Source organism: Koromonas soli (assembly GCF_059726265.1).
The window spans coordinates 1,192,448-1,211,954 of the sequence record NZ_AP040872.1 but is presented as its reverse complement, the minus strand read 5'-3'; the positions used below and the strand labels follow the sequence as shown (position 1 = coordinate 1,211,954).

At 57.1% G+C, this 19,507-nt stretch carries 16 protein-coding genes and 1 tRNA gene; 9 read left to right on the top strand and 8 right to left on the bottom strand.

Annotated elements, in window-relative coordinates:
* Window positions 1–31: 31 nt before the first annotated feature.
* The 5 genes from AC6IY8_RS05265 to nth all read right to left on the bottom strand — a co-directional run bounded on the left by AC6IY8_RS05265 (window position 32) and on the right by nth (window position 6,192).
* A complete protein-coding gene (locus tag AC6IY8_RS05265; protein ID WP_497777659.1) occupies window positions 32–646 on the bottom strand; it encodes a PAS domain-containing protein in 615 nt (204 codons plus the stop codon).
* Window positions 647–832: 186 nt separating this feature from the next.
* Window positions 833–922, bottom strand: a tRNA-Ser gene (locus tag AC6IY8_RS05260).
* Between the two features lie 265 nt (window positions 923–1,187).
* Window positions 1,188–4,724: a methionine synthase gene (gene metH, locus AC6IY8_RS05255; protein WP_497777658.1), complete on the bottom strand. Its 3,537-nt coding sequence runs from the start codon at window positions 4,722–4,724 to the stop codon at window positions 1,188–1,190.
* A 124-nt stretch (window positions 4,725–4,848) separates the two neighbouring features.
* Window positions 4,849–5,367 (bottom strand): NADH-quinone oxidoreductase subunit NuoI, encoded by a 519-nt coding sequence (nuoI, locus tag AC6IY8_RS05250; protein WP_497777657.1) that lies wholly within the window; start codon window positions 5,365–5,367, stop codon window positions 4,849–4,851.
* Window positions 5,368–5,445: 78 nt separating this feature from the next.
* Window positions 5,446–6,192 (bottom strand): endonuclease III, encoded by a 747-nt coding sequence (nth, locus tag AC6IY8_RS05245; protein ID WP_497777656.1) that lies wholly within the window; start codon window positions 6,190–6,192, stop codon window positions 5,446–5,448.
* Window positions 6,193–6,300: 108 nt separating this feature from the next.
* Between nth and hemQ the strand changes: the two genes are divergently transcribed.
* Genes hemQ through AC6IY8_RS05230 form a run of 3 tightly spaced genes read left to right on the top strand, consistent with a single transcriptional unit; the run spans window position 6,301 to window position 8,168 of the window.
* The gene (hemQ, locus tag AC6IY8_RS05240) at window positions 6,301–7,206 is read left to right on the top strand and encodes a hydrogen peroxide-dependent heme synthase (RefSeq protein ID WP_497777655.1); all 906 of its coding nucleotides are present in this window, start codon (window positions 6,301–6,303) and stop codon (window positions 7,204–7,206) included.
* 56 nt (window positions 7,207–7,262) lie between these two features.
* Window positions 7,263–7,493, top strand: a complete 231-nt coding sequence (locus tag AC6IY8_RS05235) for a hypothetical protein (RefSeq protein ID WP_497777654.1) — start codon at window positions 7,263–7,265, stop codon at window positions 7,491–7,493.
* A 6-nt stretch (window positions 7,494–7,499) separates the two neighbouring features.
* Window positions 7,500–8,168, top strand: a complete 669-nt coding sequence (locus AC6IY8_RS05230) for a DedA family protein (protein ID WP_497777653.1) — start codon at window positions 7,500–7,502, stop codon at window positions 8,166–8,168.
* Window positions 8,169–8,244: 76 nt separating this feature from the next.
* Here AC6IY8_RS05230 and hpnJ read toward each other — a convergent pair whose 3' ends face one another.
* Entirely contained in the window at window positions 8,245–9,723 is a 1,479-nt protein-coding gene (gene hpnJ, locus AC6IY8_RS05225) for a hopanoid biosynthesis associated radical SAM protein HpnJ (RefSeq protein WP_497777652.1), read from the bottom strand.
* Window positions 9,724–10,026: 303 nt separating this feature from the next.
* Here hpnJ and AC6IY8_RS05220 point away from each other — a divergent pair, with 303 nt between their 5' ends.
* Window positions 10,027–11,232 carry an ABC transporter permease gene (locus AC6IY8_RS05220; RefSeq protein ID WP_497777651.1) on the top strand — a complete coding sequence of 402 codons (1,206 nt, stop codon included), beginning with the start codon at window positions 10,027–10,029 and terminating at the stop codon, window positions 11,230–11,232.
* A 91-nt stretch (window positions 11,233–11,323) separates the two neighbouring features.
* Complete coding sequence (locus tag AC6IY8_RS05215) at window positions 11,324–12,622, top strand: ArnT family glycosyltransferase (RefSeq protein ID WP_497777649.1); 1,299 nt, start codon at window positions 11,324–11,326, stop codon at window positions 12,620–12,622.
* An 18-nt stretch (window positions 12,623–12,640) separates the two neighbouring features.
* Here the strand turns inward: AC6IY8_RS05215 and AC6IY8_RS05210 are convergent, their stop codons facing one another.
* The gene (locus tag AC6IY8_RS05210) at window positions 12,641–13,135 is read right to left on the bottom strand and encodes a hypothetical protein (protein ID WP_497777647.1); all 495 of its coding nucleotides are present in this window, start codon (window positions 13,133–13,135) and stop codon (window positions 12,641–12,643) included.
* A 125-nt stretch (window positions 13,136–13,260) separates the two neighbouring features.
* Between AC6IY8_RS05210 and AC6IY8_RS05205 the strand changes: the two genes are divergently transcribed.
* A complete protein-coding gene (locus AC6IY8_RS05205; RefSeq protein WP_497777646.1) occupies window positions 13,261–15,192 on the top strand; it encodes an alpha/beta hydrolase family protein in 1,932 nt (643 codons plus the stop codon).
* Window positions 15,193–15,197: 5 nt separating this feature from the next.
* Here the strand turns inward: AC6IY8_RS05205 and AC6IY8_RS05200 are convergent, their stop codons facing one another.
* Complete coding sequence (locus AC6IY8_RS05200) at window positions 15,198–16,160, bottom strand: alkaline phosphatase family protein (protein ID WP_497777645.1); 963 nt, start codon at window positions 16,158–16,160, stop codon at window positions 15,198–15,200.
* Window positions 16,161–16,334: 174 nt separating this feature from the next.
* Here AC6IY8_RS05200 and AC6IY8_RS05195 point away from each other — a divergent pair, with 174 nt between their 5' ends.
* The 3 genes from AC6IY8_RS05195 to AC6IY8_RS05185 all read left to right on the top strand — a co-directional run bounded on the left by AC6IY8_RS05195 (window position 16,335) and on the right by AC6IY8_RS05185 (window position 19,388).
* A complete protein-coding gene (locus tag AC6IY8_RS05195; RefSeq protein WP_497777644.1) occupies window positions 16,335–17,678 on the top strand; it encodes a nucleotide sugar dehydrogenase in 1,344 nt (447 codons plus the stop codon).
* A 130-nt stretch (window positions 17,679–17,808) separates the two neighbouring features.
* Window positions 17,809–18,759, top strand: coding sequence for an SDR family oxidoreductase (locus AC6IY8_RS05190; protein WP_497777643.1), 951 nt, complete (start codon window positions 17,809–17,811; stop codon window positions 18,757–18,759).
* Window positions 18,760–18,881: 122 nt separating this feature from the next.
* On the top strand, window positions 18,882–19,388 hold the full coding sequence (locus AC6IY8_RS05185) for a hypothetical protein (RefSeq protein WP_497777642.1): 507 nt from the start codon (window positions 18,882–18,884) through the stop codon (window positions 19,386–19,388).
* Window positions 19,389–19,507: the final 119 nt, after the last annotated feature.

The following is a 19,507-nucleotide window of genomic DNA, read 5'->3' as shown; positions in this document are numbered from 1 at the left end:
CGTTCGGAGTTTGCGGGATGGAAAACGCAGGTCAAGCGGAAAGATAGAGCGAGTAGAAATAAGGGACGCAGACCGGACACATGCCATGGCTAACCTTCAGATAGCGCGATTGCACAAACTCGGGCACCCAATCCCAGCCGCCTGAGGCATCTTGACGCTGCGTTCGGCGGCAATTACAGCAAACGATTATGTATCCAAGGCGACTGAAGTAAACATCGCCGGGAGGCACGGCCCCGCGTTCGATCGAATGCGGGATTTCAACGCGAGTGGAGTTGATGAACACGAGTTCTCCACTGCTCGTGAGGGGAAGAATGTTCATGTGCAACAACCGGTAATGCTCTTCGCTGGAACACTCATAATCAAAATCAAACGGCTGATTGCGGCATAAACAGCGCTCGAAAACCTCGGCGTAGAAGTCGCACAAGGGTTCGGGAATGACGCTGGTCAGGCTTATTCCGAGAACACGCTCGGAGGTCACCCGCTCGCCTCCATTTGCACGGGCAAATCTATCCCAAGCTGGATTGCAGTATGTGATCTTCAGGTCAGAATCGACGACAAACGCCACTTCTCCAACGAGTTCGAGAGCCTTACGCGTGAGTTCGCGGGGTTCTGAATGGCTCAGTCCGTATGAACCCGAGTTCGGCATATTCGCCTTCATCTACCTTCTGGAATCCTCTTGGAATTCACATGAGAACACAATTGGGAGTAGCGGGCAATTGCGGGTTTGCAGCTATGGTAAGAACGTTTGCATGGCTGTTAAGGCATGTTGCAATCGAAAACAGGAGCGCCAGGAACGCAATGCGGAAAGCTTTGCGGGATTCAGGGAAAAGGCTGGCGGAGAGGGAGGGATTTGAACCCCCGGTGGAGTTACCCCCACGTCTGATTTCGAGTCAGGTGCATTCAGCCACTCTGCCACCTCTCCGCGGCGCAGAACGGGCGATTGCCCGCATTGCGAGTGTAACAAATCGGGGTGGATTCCGTCACGTGCGGGCTGTGGAAGGCTGGGTACTGTCGGCAGGAGGCTGAGGGGCTGAAGAGCCGGGCGCCTGAAAAGCCTCAGGGCGGTTGCGGATGTTTGGAGTGAGCTGGGATCCTTCGCCTGCGGCTCAGGATGACATCAAAACCAAACGCGACGAGCGGATGCCCCAACCAAGCCGAAGAGTGCTCGGATGGGGCATTGAATTTCTCTACACGACGAAATACTTCGCCGCTGGGTGGTGGACGATGATGGCGGAAGTGCTCTGCTCGGGTTCGAGCAGGAAGGTCGAGGTGAGGTGCACTCCGATGTTCTGCTCGGGACGGAGGAGGGCAAAGAGTTTTGTCTGGTCCTCCATGTTGGGGCAGGCGGGGTAGCCGAAGCTGTAGCGCGAGCCGCGATATTTCTGGTGGAACAGGTCGTTGACGTTGGGTGAGTCATCGGCGGCAATGTTCATCTGCTGGCGGATGCGCTGGTGCAGGTATTCGGCGAGGGCCTCGGCGGTTTCGACCGAGAGGCCGTGCAGGTAGAGGTAGCGGGTGTATTCGCCTCGCTCGAATAGCTTTTGCGTTTCAACACTGGCCTTGAAGCCGATGGTAACAACGGAAAGTCCGAGGATGTCTGCGCGTCCAGAAGACTGCGGTGCGAAGTAGTCGGAGATGCTGAGGCGGCGGCCTTCGGATTGGCGCGGAAAAGTGAAGCGCAGGAGCTCGGGCAGATTGCCGGGAAGCGGGCAGCCAGCGTGAAGGGTATTCGCCTCGAAGCTCGGACTCGAGTTGCGGAAATCATCGAGCGTGAGGCCGGATGCGGGGGCGTACACGATGAGATCGTTGCCGTTGGACTGGCAAGGAAAATATCCATAAACGACCTTGGGTTCGAACCAGTTGCAATCGATCGCATCCTGCTCAAGGGTGGCGAGGATGGGCTTGTACTTCTCCTCGACAAGGCGGATGTAGTCGGTCTGCGAGGCGGTTTTGAGCTGCCACTGGTTCTTGAAGAGCGCAGTCAGGTTGATGTAGTTGAACAGCGCGTTGAGATCGAAATCGGATTCGGTGCGAACGCCCCAGAACGGCGGCTGCGGAATCTCGGCGGGAGCGATGGGGTCGCGAGGCTGCTGAGGGAGGTTCGCGTCGGCAACGGCCTTGGCGCGGGCGAATTCCTTTACGACGGAGCCAGCCTGGATCGAGGCTTCGCGTTGCGCGCCGCTGAGTTCTTCCATGGCGTGGAGTCCGGCGAAGGCGTCCTCGGCATAGAACACGGCGGAAGAATATTCGCGGCGAAGATCGTCTTCGACGTACTTGCGCGTGAGCGCGGCACCTCCACAGATGACCGGATACTTGAGGCCGCGCATCTCGAGATCCTGAATGACGTACTTCATCTCGAGCGTCGATTTCACGAGAAGGCCACTGAGTCCAACAGCATCGGCATGGTGTTCCTGGGCGGCGTGGATGATGGTTTCGGCTGGCTGCTTGATGCCGAGGTTCACCACCTTGTAGCCGTTGTTAGTGAGGATAATGTCAACGAGATTCTTGCCGATATCGTGGACGTCACCCTTGACGGTGGCGAGCACCATAGTTCCCTTCTGCGAGCCTTCAGTCTTCTCCATTTTGGGCTCGAGGTAGGCCACCGCGGCCTTCATTACGCCAGCGGAATCGAGCACGGAGGGTAGCTGCATTTTGCGTGCGCCGAACAGGTCTCCGACGGTGCGCATGGCATCGAGCAGAATGTTGTTGATGATGTCTAGCGGCGTGTAGCTTTCGAGAGCGACATCGAGAATCTGCTCAATCGTCTGACGCGAGGAGCCCTCGCCTACGCCTTTCTCTCCCTGGATGATGCAGAACTTGAGCTTGTCTTCGACGGAGAGCGACTCGGCGTGCGCGGTCGGCACGACCTCCTGCTTCCCTTTCATGGCAGCGAAGTGCGCCATGTAGATCTGCAATGGATCGCCGGCGGCGCGATCGGCGTAGATCAGCTTGCGCGCGAGCTCAACTTCAGCTTCAGGAATTTTGTATAAGGGATAGATCTTGGTGTAGTTGACGATCGCCATATCTAGGCCATGATCCACGGCTTCGCGCATGAAGACCGAATTGAGAACACGGCGGGCGTAGGCGTTAAGGCCGAAGGAAATGTTGGAGACGCCGAGGATGGTCTTGCACTCGGGCAGAGCTTTCTTGATTCCTTCAACGGCCTTGAGGGTTTCGATTCCGGCAGTGCGATAGTCTTCCTGGCCGGTGGAGATGGGAAGCGTGAGCGCGTCGAAAATGAGGTCGTGCGGATGGATCCCATACTTCTCTACCGCGAGATGGTGGATGCGCTCGGCGATGGCAATCTTCTTTTCGGCAGTGAGCGCCATGCCTTCTTCATCGATGGTGAGCGCGATGATGGCGGCTCCGTAGCGCTTGGCCATGGGCAGAACGCGGCTGGTGCGCTTTTCGCCGTCCTCGAGATTGATGGAGTTGATGATCGCCTTGCCAGGGGTGCGCTTCAGTGCTTCTTCGAGCACCTCAGCCTCGGTGGTGTCGATGAGAATGGGCGCCGGAACGCGGGTGGCGATCTTTTCGAGCACGTTGGCCATGTAGGCCTTCTCGTCTTCGCCAACAATGGCGCAGCAGAGATCGAGCATGTGCGAGCCGTCGTTCACAAGCTTTTTGGCGAGGGTGAGAATGCCGTCGTAGTCGGAGGCGCGCACCATTTCGCGGAAATGCTCAAGGCGCGTGGTGGTGTTCATCTCCTCGGCGACAATGAGGGGCTTGGGATCGAGGTCGAGAGGAACAGTGGTGTAGGCGCTGGCGGCGGCGGCCGTGGGCTTCACGTTGCGCACGGCGGGAGTGAGGCCGCTTACGGCATCGACTACGGCTTTGAGGTGCTCGGGCGTGGTGCCGCAGCACCCGCCGACGATTCGGACTCCGTAGTCTTCGACGAAGTGCTTATGATAGGCGCCGAGTTGCTCGGGTTGCAGCAGATAGACGGCGCGTCCGCTGACGTTCTGCGGTAGGCCTGCGTTGGGAAGCACAGAGATGTGCTTCGTGGAGTTATCGCCCAGATAGCGCACGGCATCGTTCATCTCGAGTGGGCCGGTGGCGCAGTTGAGGCCGATGGCATCGACATCGAAAGCTTCGAGTGTGGTGAGGGCCGCACCGATCTCGGTGCCGAGAAGCATGGTGCCGGTGGATTCGAGCGTGACCTGCACCTGCATGGGGACGCGGCGGCCAACAGTCTTCATGGCATCGAAGCAGGCAGCGACGGCGCACTTGGCCTGCAGGATGTCCTGGCAGGTTTCGACCAGCAGGACATCGACTCCGCCCTCGATGAGGGCTTCGGCTTGTTCGACGTAGGCAGCAAGCATGGCGTCCCAGGTGATGTGTCCGAGGGAAGGCAGCTTGGTAGTGGGGCCGATGGAACCGGCGACGAAGCGTGGACGGGCGGGCGTGGCGAACTGATTGGCGACGTCGCGGGCGACTTTGCAGGCGGCAAGATTGAGTTCGCGAGTGCGGTCTTCGAGGCCGTATTCGGCAAGCACAATGCGGGTTGAGCCGAATGTGTCGGTCTCAACAATGTCGCAACCTACTCCGAAAAAGGCGGCGTGAATGTCGGCAATAACATCGGGACGCGAGAGCACGAGCAGTTCGTTGCATCCCTCCTTGCCCCAGTAGTCGTCGGCAGTGAGGTTGCGGAACTGGATGTTGGTGCCCATGGCACCGTCGTACACGACGACACGCTCATTTACGGCTTTGAGAAATTCGCTCATCAGGAGTAGAGATCCTTCGCGTCAGAAAATAACAGGATAGCTGAAACAAAACAGGAGTGGTAATTAGACGCAGAGAACCGCTTCAGCTTTGTCCAGCCGAAGCGGTTACATTCGTTGATGCGAATTAGCGGGCCAGGGCTCTCTGCTTGTCTGCATCGCCCGCGTTGAACAAAGCGTTCTCGCCCTCGTGCGCAGGAGAGATGGCGAGAAGCTGTTCCTTGCGGTAAACGAGATTTGTAGCGTTGTAGGTGGCCAATTCGAACCCGTGACCGTGTGTGATGGCGTCGGTGGGGCAGGCCTCGACGCAGTAGCCGCAGAAGATGCAGCGGTTGTAGTCGATGTTGTAAACCTTGGCGTAACGCTCGGCGCTGGAGATGCGGTTCTCCGCCGTGTTCTCGGCAGCCTCGATGTAGATGCAGTTGGAAGGGCAAGCGGCGGCGCACAGGAAGCAGGCTACGCACTTCTCCAAGCCGTCCTCATCGCGCTGAAGGACGTGCAATCCGCGGAAGCGCTCCTGAAAGACAGCTCCGCGCAGGGGACCTTTTCCGTCGGGATAGTTTTCGACCGTGGTCGGCTGGAACATCTCACGAAAGGTGATGCTCATGCCTTTGACGATTGCGGCAATGCTCTGTAGTACGCGCATGTGTCTCCCCACACAGTGACCAGCCAGTATAAATCGTTGATCGTAATTCGGCTAGCAGAGCAACTTGGTCACTCGGGTCTAAGCTTTCTTGCCCATGGCTCCCTTGTGCTGCTCGACGGTGGACCAGGTCTTGTCCTCAGCATGGCAGAGCGTTTCCAAGGGGCACTCCACGCACTTGGGAGCGCGCGCAACGCAGAGCGCACGGCCGTGCAGAATGATTTGATGCGAATAGTCGATCCACTTGGATTGAGGGATGATTTTCATGAGGTCCTGCTCAATGTTGATGGGATCCTCAGACTTCGTGAGCTCGAGGCGGCGTGAGATGCGGTGAACGTGAGTATCGACGACGATGCCTTCGGCGCGGCCAAACCACGAGCCGAGCACGACGTTGGCGGTTTTGCGCGCAACACCGGGGAGCGAGAGAAGCTGGTCCATCTGGTCGGGAACTTTGCCGCCGAAGTCTGACATGACCTTGCGCGCGGCTCCGACGATGGACTTGGACTTGTTGCGGAAGAATCCGGTGCTGACGATCATGGGCTCGATTTCTTCCGGCTGAACTTTGGCCAGCGACTCGGGGCCGGGATACTTCTTGAACAGCTCGGGAGTGACCATGTTGACGCGCACGTCCGTACACTGGGCGGAGAGGATGGTGGCAACGAGCAATTCCCAAGCGTTGCGGTGGTTGAGCGCGCATTTGGCCGCAGGATAGGTCTGGTCAAGGATTTTCAGGATTTTCGAAACGCGTTCGGGAGCAACGGGGTTGTACTTCGCTGTGGTGCGCTTGGCGACGGTCTTGGTGGAAGCTTTCTTTGCGGTAGTGGCCATGGCTTAAGCTGAAAATAGTATCACCCAGGGCCACAGGGCCGATGGGCGCGGCACGCGTTACAATGATTGCCGAATGTGGTCGAAGAAAGCCGGGGATTTCACAAGAATATGAGCACGAGCGAACAAGGCGTAAGTGTGCAGAATGCAGAGCTGCCAGCAGTTCCGTTGACACTGGAGGGCGCAGCCGTACTACACCAATTTTTCCGCTTTCGCTGGACGCAGTGGCGCGCGAAGTCGGCACAAGATCGGGCGCGGATTTCAGGCGAGGCGCAGAAGGCATTGGCAGAGATGGAAGGGGCTGGCTCGGCCATGTTCTCGATGTTCGGGCACAAGGGCGACATCCTGTTTGTGCACTTCCGCAATGACTTCGAGGCTCTGAATCAGGCACAGTTGGCCCTGAATCAGCTTGAGCTGATGGAGTACCTCGAACCGGCAACGTCCTACGTTTCGGTGATTGAACTCGGGCTGTATGACTCGACGGTGAAGCTGTACAAGACGCTTACGGCACAGGGAGTGGAACCGCATTCGGCTGAGTGGAATGCGGTGCTGGAAGAAGGAATGCAGAGGCAGCGCGAAGCCATGCATGTACGCCTGTTCCCCAGGATTCCAGACAGCCGCTATATCTGTTTTTATCCGATGGATCGCAAGCGTGGAGAGGTGAAGAACTGGTACACGCTGCCGATTGAAGAACGTCAGAGACAGATGGATTTGCACGGCAAGATTGGCCGCCGGTATGCCGGAAAAGTACAACAGTTCATCAGCGGATCGATTGGCTTCGATGACTGGGAGTGGGGCGTTGATCTTTTTGCAGATGAACCGGTCGTTTTCAAGAAGCTGATCTACGAAATGCGCTTTGATGAAGTAAGCGGAGTGTTCTCGAACTTTGGCGCGTTCTTCATTGGCCTTCGTTGCGGGGCGGGCGAGTTGGGGACGCTGCTGGAGGGCAAAACTCCAAAGGCACTTCCGAAAACGCAACAGGCACCTATGGGTCGTCCGGGCAGACCGCAAGAGTAGAAATTTGCGGGCTTTCGCTGATTGACCGAGGGGAGATGAAGCTTTAGGCTCAAGGTATGGCCGTCAAGACGATACAGCTGGGACAAGTTTGGAAAGAGGAAGCCAGCGGAGAAAGCTTCCTGGTGACGAAGGTCTATAACGAGGTATTTTCGCAGTTTGCCATGTTGCGCCCGGCCAACGCTTCGGCACCTTCGGCAGAGACTCGCCGCATCAAAGTAACCAAGACACCGCAGGGTCTCCTGCTGCCCGGCTACGTTTTTACGCAAGACTCCAACCAAGAGTTCTGAGGATTCATGATTGAACATATTTTGCTTACACTGGCTGGATTCATCAAAGCCGTGATTTCTTCGCTCGGATACCCGGGCATCGCGGTGCTGATGGGCGTAGAGTCAGCGTGCATTCCTCTTCCTTCCGAAGTCATCATGCCCTTTGCCGGATACCTGGTGTACACAGGACGTTTCAGTTCACTGGCGATGGTTGCAACGCTGGGAGCGATTGGCTGCAATCTGGGATCGGTGCTGGCTTATGAAGTTGGCGCCTATGGCGGACGTCCGCTGATTGAACGCTTCGGCAAGTACATCTTGATGAACCGTCACGATCTGGACGTGAGCGAGCGCTTCTTCCAGAAGTACGGAAGCATTACGGTCTTCATCGGACGCCTGCTGCCGGTGGTTCGCACGTTCATCGCGCTTCCGGCGGGAATCGCACGCATGCCGCGGGGCAAATTTCACCTGTACACGTTTGTGGGATCGTGGCCGTGGTGCTACGCACTGGCTTACGTGGGCGCGACCTTGGGCGAACGGTGGGATTCCGATCCCCGGCTGAAGCAGTGGTTTCACCGACTGGACGCGGTGATCGTGCTGGTGCTGCTTATGGGGATTTTCTACTTTGTGCAGAGCCACTGGAGGAATCGGGTGAAGAGCGCCGCAGTACCGGCAAAGGCGGAGAGTGTCGCGGAGTAGGTTTCAAGGTCTCAAGGTTTCAAGGTGAATGAGAAAGGCCCGCGATTGCGGGCCTTTGGCTTGTTAGTGAAACTCGTTAGACCTTGGCAGGCTCTTCGGTGGCGCGAGCGGCTTGCTTGGCTCGGGCTTCCTGCACGGCCTTGATGCGGGAGCGGCGCAGGGTGAGGAACTCCTTGGCTTCCTTGTAGAGGCGCTTGCGGTCTTCGCTCTTGAACAACGAGCCAAGGACGATGGGCACCCAGACCTTTGGACGGAAATAGTACTCGTCGTAGAACTTGTGCACCATTTCCATGGTGTAGTCGGCAGGCAGGCCGGGGTACTCAACGTGCGCGACTTGGTGTCCGCCGAGATCGACCATGTCGTTCTCGCGAATGACGTAGTCGTTTTGCTTAACATACTCGTAGAACTCGGTGCCGGGGTAGGCGTGAGCAACGGAGACCTGAATGGTTTCGACGTTGAGTTCCTTGGCGAAATCGATGGTGCGGCGGATGGTCTCGCGGGTTTCGCCGGGGAGGCCGAGGATGAAGTCTCCGTGGATGACGAGGCCGAGCTTCTTGCAGTCCTTGACGAACTGGCGGGCGCGCTCGAGAGTAGCACCCTTTTTGATGTTCTTGAGGATCTGCGGATCGCCGGATTCGAAGCCGACAATGAGCAGGCGGCATCCGGCTTCCTTCATGGCCTTGAGCGTCTCGTAGTCGGTGGTGACGCGCGAGGTGCAGGACCAGGTGAGGCCGAGGGGCTTCAGTTTGGAACAGAGTTCGATGGTGCGCGCCTTCTGAATGTTGAAGGTGTCGTCGTCGAAGAAGAATTCTTTCACTTCGGGCCAGTACTGCTTGGCCTTGGCCATTTCGGCCGCGATGTCATCAGAAGAGCGCTTGCGCCAAGCATGGCCGGAGTGCGTCTGAGGCCAGAGACAGAAGGTGCACTGGGCAGGGCATCCGCGAGTGGAGTAAAGCGCCACGTAAGGATGCATGAGGAACGGCACGTTGTAGCGCGTAACATCGAGGTCGCGCTTGTAAACATCCGTCACATGAGGCAGTTCGTCGAGGTTCTCGATGGCCGGGCGGTCGAGATTATGGATGATCTTGCCGTCAGGGCCTCGGAAGCTGGCGCCAAGAATCTCTGCGAGCGGCTTGCCATTGGCATACTCGACCACGGCGTAGTCGAACTCGCGGCGCACGATGAAGTCAATCTCGGGATGGCTGAGCGCGTGCTCGGGCGAGACCGTAACGTGCGGGCCGACAAAGCAAACCTTGAGGCGCGGGTTGGCCTGCTTCATGAGGCCAGCAAGTTTCACGTCGCCATCAAAACCGGGGGTGCTGGTGAAGAGCACCATGAAATCGAATTCTTTTCCGATTTCGATGGTTTCTTCGGCGCTGACGTGGTGCGGGTTGGCATCGAGCAGCCGCGAGCCCTCGAGCATGCCGGCAGGGTAAGCAAGCCAAACCGGGTACCAATACGACTCGATTTCGCGCGTGGCCGGCCAGCGAGAGCTGGCGCCGCCGTCAAAGTTCTCAAACGAGGGCGGATTGAGGAACAGTGTTTTCAAAGGCATAGATATCCATCTCTGATACTAACATTGGCTTTTCAATGGCGGCAGCTTTTGCACGCGGAATGGGAAAAACCAATGGTGAACCGTCGCGAGTTATCAGTGGGCAGAGTACATTTTCCTTTCTGACGAAATTGCTGTGGACGGCCGGACCCTTTGCGAAGAGGGGCCGAATACTCAATTCAGAATCGATTCAATGACTTAGTGCGTGGTTGTTTGCGAGATTGGGGAAGGTTCCGAATTGCAGTTGCACTTGCAAATTCGTTGATCAACACCTGAAACTAATGGCGAGAAGAAATAAAGGAAATCATGCCAAATATCAGCCGTGAAACATGGCAGGTCGCAATCGACGCATTGCGCGCCAACAAGGTCAAGGCCGCGCTGACGATGCTGGGCGTCGTGATCGGGTCGGCCTGCATTGTGCTGGTGGTGACGATTGCACTGATCGGCAAGACCTACGTTTTGGCGCAGATCGAGGGCGTCGGCTCCAACCTGGTGTATGCCGGGTATATGGGAGGGACGGCCAGCGCGCGATCGCAGGCAGACGAAATCAGCCTGAACGATATGGAGGCCATTCGGAATCTGCCACACGTGATCGAGGTGGCAGGTACCTATGACATGGCCACCAGCGTCGTTATCAATGGGCAGGAAAAACCGGTCGCCCTGATAGGCGTCACTCAGGGCTTTCAGAAAATTCGCAATCTGCAAATACTCGAAGGCCGATTCTTTGACGACCTTGACCAGAAGACCGGGGCAAAAGGGTGCCTGATTACGCAGGATCTCGCGAAGCAACTGCCTCCGGGACCAATGATTGGGCGGCAGTTGAGGGTGGGCGAACAGACGTTCACAGTAATCGCGGTGTTCCGCGAGCGCGTAGCTACGTTTGGGCAATCGGAGATCACATCGCAGTCGGTGCTGATTCCGTTTGGGCTGATCAAGTACTACTCCGGACACGATTACATCAAGACGCTCTACGCACAGACGGATTCGGGCGACAGCGTTCCGGCGACGACAGTGGCGGTGCAGAATTTGCTCAAGGCTCGGCATACGCCGGGCGCAGTGTATGCCGTACAGAACCTCTCATCGATCCTGGAAGCTGCCCGCAAGATCTCCATGGCTCTTACGATGGTGCTGATGCTGGTGGGGACGATCGCGCTGATCATCAGCGGTGTGGGCATCATGAACATCATGCTCGTAACCGTGACGGAGCGTACGCGCGAGATTGGATTGCGCAAGGCGGTGGGCGCGCAACGGGATGAGATTCTGTACCAGTTCCTGATCGAGGCGCTGGTCATCAGCGGCTTGGGTGCGATCATCGGCATCCTGATCGCGGTGAGCATAAAGATCATCGTAGAACCACTGATTCCGCCGGAGGTGGGACTGAAGATTCCGATTTCGGTTTACTCGGTGGTGGCGGCGTTTGTGGTGTCTTGCGCAACGGGAGTGCTGTTTGGGTATCTTCCGGCGAACAAGGCATCGAAACTGCAACCGACGGAGTCTCTGCGATACGAGTAGGAAATATTCGGTTACGAGACGGACCCCGGGTTCTTAGAACCTGGGGTTTTCGTTTTACAACTCAGAGTTGCGAACTGGACTCCCATTCGAGATGAGCCGATTCTGGTCGAGACATTCGGGCGCACTAATGGTCGCCGTTGGCCTACTGTTGCGCCTGGGGTCGGTTGCCTACCAGTATCGCTATCACCTGAATCCGGCGCTTGACCACTGGAGGTTTGGGTGGGAGATGGGGCGTGTGGGGCGGGCGATCTTCGAAGGACGCGGGTTTGCTTCACCGCTGTACGAGCCTTCGGGGCCGACGGCATGGGTCGCGCCGATGTATCCGCTGCTGATTGCAACGGGGTTCAAGCTGTTTGGGATTTACACGGCGGGCGCGGCGTGGTTCATCCTTGGCCTGAATTCGCTGTTCGGAGCACTGACGGCGCTACCGATTCGAGCTACGGTGCGCGGAGTGTTTGGGAAGGGTTCGGCAAAGCAGGCCGAGATTGCAGGGTGGACTTGGACGTTACTTCCCTACTCGATTTACGTTGCAGGCGAACGCATTTGGGAGAACACACTCATCACGCTGCTGGCCGCATGTTTGTTCGCGCTGACGTACAGAGTGGAACGCGACGGACGGCTGCGAGTGTGGCTGCTGTGGGGCTTCACGTGGGGCGTGGCTGCTCTGACGAGCACGGCGCTACTGGCGGCACTGCCGGCGATGGGGTTGTGGATTGCGTGGCGACATCAGCGGCAGGGGCATAGTTGGTTATGGCCAGCGACGGCTTCGGCACTGGTGTTCTTGGCAATCACGGGGCCTTGGGTGGCGAGGAATTATGTGGTGTTCCATCGCTTCATACCGGTGCGCGACAACTTCTGGCTGGAGATGCATGTGGGCAACAATGGCGACCATCGCCAGCCATGTCCCGATGCTGTGCATCCGTCGAACTCGGCGCAGGAACGAGAGGAGTGGGCGCGCTTCGGCGAGATGGGGTATATGGACTCGAAGAAGTTGCAGGCAAAGGAGTACATCCAACAGCATCCGGCAGAGTTTGTGGAGTTGAGCGCTCGGCGTGCGCTATTTGTTTGGACCGGATTCTGGAGCGCGAGTCGGGAATATCTGCGTGGAGAGCCGATGGAGTTGTTTGCAGCCGTGTACTTCACGGCGATGACGCTAATTGCGGGTGTTGGATTTGCAATAGCGTGGTGGCGAGGATTTGGGGCAATGCTGATGCCGATGCTGCTGTTCCTGCTGTTCTTCCCTGCTCCTTACTACATCACGCATCCGAGCTACGACTATCGGCACCCGATGGATCCGATTTTTGTGGTGATGATGGCGTATGCGTATGTGGCCTATGAACGGAAGCGGAGCGTGCCTGAAATTGCACAGCCATTGGTGAAGGCAAGCTAGCTTTTCATCTACTAATTACTAGCCTTTCATCTGAAGGACAAACTGTTCCTGCGGATGGAGCGGCCAATGCGATCCTGCGGCTTCGCGAATGCGGCTAACGATCTTGCCGTAAACGCGCATGGTGACCTGCTCCTCAGATCCCAGGCGGAATGTGGCTACGTCGCGAAGGTTGAAGAACACCTTGCCGGTTTCGACCTGTATTTCCTGCCAAGGAATCATCAGCGAAGGATGAGAGAGGCGAAATGGTATGAGTATCGCCATGACTTCGAGGTGGAGTCCTTCCTCATTGACTCCGAACGTGAGGCAGTTGCTGTAATTGCACCAGCGGCGGAATTGTGCGCTCTGCCATCTCCAAATAGCGCCGTAGAAGGGCTCCGCCTGGGTGAAGCGACGACTGAGCAGGGCCCATCCACTCAAACGGCTGAGCACCCACATGAGAAGGGTGATGTAGAGAGGCACCGCCAGAAGCGCAAGCAGGATTGGAAATCCGATCTCGGCGATTCGAGAGTCCATGCGGGTATGGTAGCCGAGAGCGGAGTGCGGTGCCAGAGATTCTGGCCGTTGCTGATCGGAAAGGGCGCGGCTTTGCTACACTGCATGCCATGTTTTCACGCCTCTCATTTGCTATTGTCATGTGCATGAGCACTCTAGCCGCAGCGCAGTCGCTTCCCGTACCACAGGCCATCACCGATCCAGCACAGCTTCAATCTGCAACGGTCGAGAACCTGCAGAAGTTCACGATTCCCGCGCTCTACAGCACGAGGCAGATCGGCGGATCGGCTTGGTCGCCGGATGGATCGCGCGTTGCTTTCGTTTCGAACATCAGCGGAAGAAACAATCTGTGGACGGTGCCTGCTTCGGGAGGCTGGCCGACACAGCTCACGATCAGCGACCAGCGGCAGGCTTCGCCGGCATGGTCTCCGGACGGCAAATGGATCGCCTATATGAGCGACAAGGATGGCAATGAGCTGTGGGACATTTTCCTGGCGAGCCCCGCGAATGGCGAGGTGACGAACCTGACGGCTGCGCCGAATTCCGCTGAGGAGGCTCCGGCGTGGTCTCCCGATTCGAAGCTGGTGGCGTACATGACGAAGAAGAAGACCTCGCCAAGCTTTGAAATTGACATCATCGACATCACATCGCGCCGGACAACGCACGTGACACGTAACTCGCCGCCGCAGCTTGGGAATATGCATCCGCTGTGGTCTCCGGATGGCAAGTTCATTGCGTACACGCAGGAGAACGCGAGCGGCAAGGACTCGAACGTCTTTCTTTATGACGTAGCGGCGAAGAGCTCGACGAATTTGACGGAACACACGGGCGACAAGACGCATGTGGCAGCCGCTTTTTCGCCCGATGGAAAGACGCTGCTGATCACGAGCAATGCCGAGAATGGCTATGAGAACGTGGCTCTGCTCGACGTGGCTTCTCACAAGCTGACGTGGGTGACAAGCGATAAGTGGGAGATCAGGGCGCACGCTTTTTCTGCCGACGGGCGAAGCATTTACTGGACCGCGAACGTCGATGGACGCGAGGCGCTGTATTCGCGTGCGGTCGCGGGCGGCGAGGTGCAGAAACTTCCTGTGCCGGAAGGCGTGAATGGTTTCGGTGGGGATGTCTCGCCGTTTTCGCGTGATGGACAGCGGCTGCTTTACTCCCACACCGGGGCGAAGGCTCCGAATGACCTGCATGTGCTCGATTTGAAAACACAGAGCTCGGTGCAGCTTACGGATTCGTTTGTAGCGGGACTGAGCGCAGCGAGTATGGTCACGCCGAAACTCGTCCACTACCCGAGCAAGGATGGGAAGTTCACGATCTCGGCCTGGGCGTATGTGCCGAACAATATCGTCCGGAATCAGCAGTATCCCGCAATTGTGTACATCCATGGCGGACCGGCTTCGCAGTCGGTGGACGGATTCAACCGATTCATCCAGTACATGAACAATCAGGGTTATCTGGTAATCGCGCCGAATTATCGCGGAGGGACAGGGTACGGGCGGGAGTTCCAGGAGGCAAACCGGCACGACGCTGGCGGCGAAGAGTTGAATGACGTACTCGGCGCAGCGGAGTTCATCGTACGGAGCGGATTTGTTGATCCTAAGAAGCTGATTGTGATGGGCGGCAGTTATGGCGGGTACCTGACGATGATGGCAGTGACGAAGCATCCGGAGATGTGGGCCGCAGGAGTTCCGATCGTGCCCTTTGTGAACTGGTTCACGGAGTTTGAGAACGAAGACCCGCAGTTGCAGGAATACGACCGGCTGTTCATGGGCGATCCGGTGAAGGACAAAGCGCGGTGGCAGGAGCGCTCGCCGATCAATTTCATCAACCAAGTGAAGGCTCCGCTGCTGATCTTGGCAGGCGGCAATGATCCGCGATGCCCGAAAAGCGAAGCTCAGCAGGTGGCGGATGCGATCAAAAAGCAGGGCGGAACCGCAATGCTGAAGATTTACGAAAACGAGGGACACGGGTTCGCAAGGGTTGAAAACCAGATCGACGCGTACCAAAGGGTGGCGGATTTCCTACGCGTGCGTGTTCCCTCACCCGGTTGCGGCTGCGGAATTCAATAACGGATTTACTTCCAGATTTCTCCCATGTCGGGGGAGATGGCGGAAAGATTGGGCCATGTGTTGATTCCCTGCGCCGAGAGCATCAGGCGCAGGAGGCTGGGATGCTGATAGGTGCCGGTCGCCTGGTATCCGACTTTGACGTTGGTGCCCAGCAATAGAGTCGCAACGTGCCCGCCACCGAACGCGAGATCAGTTATTTCCGCCTCATCAAAAGTGATGACCAGCAGACCGCCACTTTGAAAACCGGCGTTGGCAAGGATGGGTGGGAGCGTCGTCTTGAGCCAATTGTCGGCCTGCTGTACGCGAACTGCTGTCGTGCAGGTGGGGACCGTCGGGACGCAGTTGTGTGCGACGTCGTAGATATTGCCGACGATCATGGTGAAGTTGGGCAACGTTCCGGTCACATCGGTGGCAAACTGCGTGAACGGGACGATGTTGTTGGCCGCAGCAGTTCCGGCGACATCGGTGAAGTAGGCGAATGGATTGTGGCGCTTTAGGTAGGTTCCCGTGCTGTCGCCCACGTAGCCCACGGAAGGAATACCTTCGGCATACACCTTCCAGGTCTTGGAAGCAGCAGCTTCCTCGGTCGCCATGTCTGGCGGGGTGACCGTGCCCGTGTAGTTGTCGTCGTTGGTCACAGGTTGTCCGGTGGTGAGCATGAAGTAGTTGCCGATGGAGGGGTGAGTGTTGGCATAGAAGTTTGGTACCAGCGCGCCCTGTGGAATGAGCGAGTTCAGGTAAGGAGCACTGGCGCTGCCCACCACCTCGGAATAGCTGGCATTCTCTAGAACGACAAGAACGACGTGGTCCGCCTTGTTCGGCACGGGTGTGGGAGTTGGTGAGGGAGAGGGAGATGTGGCCGTGTTACTGCGTCCGGTTCCACAGGAATACAGAAGCAGCGCGAGGCCAAGGCAAGCAAGTAAGAGAAATATTCTGGACGGGGTCAACCGATATTTAAGAGCGGACACGCGTGCCTCCGAGAGAACTCAGATGCGAGCGCGAATGCCGGTGTTTGGTGCGAGTATTCCGATTTGAGACGTGGACTCCTGGATAAGATTCAGCATCTCACATGGAACGAAGGGGCCTGCACAGGCTCCTTTTTGCTAGATTAGGGGATGTTGTTTCTTTGTGGAGGCTCACCGATGCAAGTTTCCGTTTCGCACTCGTCCAAACTGGAATCCCTCATTGCCACGCGCCAGGCTCGCATCGGCATTATCGGCATGGGGTACGTCGGCCTGCCGCTTACGCTGCTGTTCAGCGAACAGAAGTTCCGGGTAACAGGATTCGACATCGATCCTGCGAAAATCGAAGCTCTGAATTCCGGCAACTCATATATCGTGCGCATTCCCGGCAGCGAAATCGCTCGGGCACAGGGGGCAGGATTCCGCGCTACGAGCGCATATTCAGAGATTGCAGAGATGGATGCGGTAATCATTTGCGTGCCAACTCCGCTCGATGAATATCATCAGCCTGACCTTAGCTACATCGAAAAGACGGCACATGCCATAGCTCCCCACCTGCGTGAAGGACAGTTGATCGTGCTGGAGAGCACGACCTATCCCGGCACAACTGAGGAGGTTTTGATTCCCATTCTGGAGTCGGGAAACGCCGCGGGTCTGAAAGCGATACGGCAGACGGGCGATGCCGGATTCTATGTGGCTTTCTCGCCAGAGCGCGAAGATCCCGGCAACGACACGGTTGCGAGGCGGGATATTCCCAAGGTTGTGGGCGGGCTGGAACCGACGGCAACGGCGCTGGCTTCGGCGCTGTATAGCAGCATTTTCAATCGCACGGTGCCGGTGTCATCTCCGGCGACGGCGGAGATGACGAAGCTGCTGGAGAATATCTACCGTTGCGTGAACATTGCGCTGGTGAACGAACTGAAGCAGCTATGCGACCGCATGGGGATCAACATCTTCGAGGTGATCGACGCTGCGAAGACCAAGCCCTTCGGGTTCCAGGCGTTTTATCCCGGACCGGGATTGGGCGGGCACTGCATCCCGATCGATCCGTACTACCTGTCGTGGAAGGCGAAGCAGTTCGACTTCAGCACGCGGTTTATCGAGTTGGCAGGCGAAGTCAACGGCGACATGCCGTACTACGTTATCGAGAAGACATCGGAGGCGCTGAACGAGCGCAAAAAATGCCTGAACGGATCGCGCATCCTGGTGCTGGGTCTCTCGTACAAACGCGATATAGACGATCTACGCGAATCGCCATCGCTGACGGTAATCGAGCTGCTGCGAAAGTCGGGTGCAGAGGTGTACTACAACGATCCGTACTTCCCTACTGTCGGGCGCGGACGCCACTACGATCTGAATATGACATCGACTTCGATGGAAAATCTGGGACAGTATGACGCAGTGCTGATTGTGACTGACCACAGCAATTACGACTATCGGCAGATAGTCGCGGAAGCTCAGCTTGTGGTGGACACGCGCAATGCCACCAAAGGCATTACCGCAGACAACATCGTTCACTGCTAGAATCGAATAGAGGCCACAACTCAGAAAACAGATACACGTCCTGCGATGCGGGACGTGTATTACTGTTGCGGGCAGACGTCCACGACTGTGCCCGAAGGATGTGGCTGGTTTTCGGAGCTAACGAAGAACGATGTCCAAATATCTCATCACCGGAATTGCCGGATTTATTGGATCCAATATTGCTCGCGCACTGCTCGCGAAGGGCGCTTCGGTTCGCGGTATTGATAATTTTGCGACGGGCAAGCGCGCCAATCTGGAAGACCTTAACGGAATCGAATTCATCGAGGGCAGCATTGAAGATCCTGCACTGTGCGCGCAAGCGTGCGCGGGGGTCGATTACGTGTTTCATGAGGCGGCGCTGGCAAGCGTACCTCGTTCGGTGAAGGACCCGGTTGGATCGAATGCGGCGAACGTGACGGGAACGCTGAACCTGCTGGTGGCGGCTCGTGATGCCAAGGTGAAGCGGGTGGTTTATGCGGGATCGTCTTCGGCGTATGGAGACCAACCAACGCTGCCGAAGCATGAAGACATGAGGCCCGAACCGATCTCTCCGTATGCGGTAAGCAAGCTTACGGGCGAGCACTACATGAGCAGCTTTACGCGAGTGTATGGGCTGGAGACAGTTACGATCCGGTACTTCAATGTTTTCGGACCGCACCAAGATCCCTCCTCGCAATACTCCGGAGTGCTGGCGAAATTCTCGCTTGGGATGCTGAGCGGAACCACTCCGGTGATCTATGGGGACGGCACGCAAAGCCGCGATTTCACATATATCGAGAACGTCGTGAATGCGAACCTGCTGGCGATGTCTGCTCCGGCGGAGAAAGTGTCAGGACGGGTGTTCAATGTGGCGACGGCGCAGCGGATTACATTGAATGACGCTGTGAAATGCCTGCGCGAACTCACCGGCTACACGGGACCTGTTGAGTATGCCAATGCACGGGCCGGCGACATTGCACATTCTCTGGCTGATATTTCTCGGGCGCGTGAAGCACTTGGTTATGAGACGACGGTGAATTTCGAAGAGGGATTGCGTCGGACAATCCAGTGGTATCGCGGAATGGCAACTTCGGCGCGCTGATAGCGTGGGCGATAGACGCTCATGGATAATGTGGAATCATTGACTTTGAGCTTGCGGCTGGATAGGCTCGTCAGTTCAGTCAAGACACATTGTTTGTTTATTCCTCCTGAGGAATGCCATTGATGAAATACACCTTCGCTCTTTTGCTCTTTGTCGCCTCCTGTACATCGCTGTATGCACAGGACAAGCCTCCGGCCCTGCTCTGGGACGCGGCGCAATGCCTCGCAACCGGCAAGTACGAGTGGGTGAACGTTGAGAACACGAAAACGCTTGCGCTGGGATATCACGAGGACAGCAAGGCCTACCATGGCGCGAAGTATCTGACGGTAATAGTCTTCACCTCGCCCAAGCGGGATGCGGGAAAGGTGTTCGACATCCGCATCAAGGGACACCGCACTTACAGCATCGAAAACAATGCGGCTTTTGTGAGCAACGCCAATGGAGTCACGTTCACCGAGCCTCCGCTTGGAGGTAACTGGACGCAGAACCAGATGACCGCGGCGGTGCAGCAGATATTGCGTAAACGAAAGTGGTATGAGGCGCAGGTGAAGTATCTGGTGAAAAATGCCGACCACATCCGCTGCGAAACGAACGTCGAAGACCAAGTAAACCCACAGCCGCAGAAGTAGTACGTGGCTTTTGTAAAGCGCACATTACAATTCGTACTTCATACTCTCATTTTTGTTCAGGATGCGAAGATTCCCTCGAGTTGGTGACATCCTAGATGTCAGCAACAACTCAAGAAGAT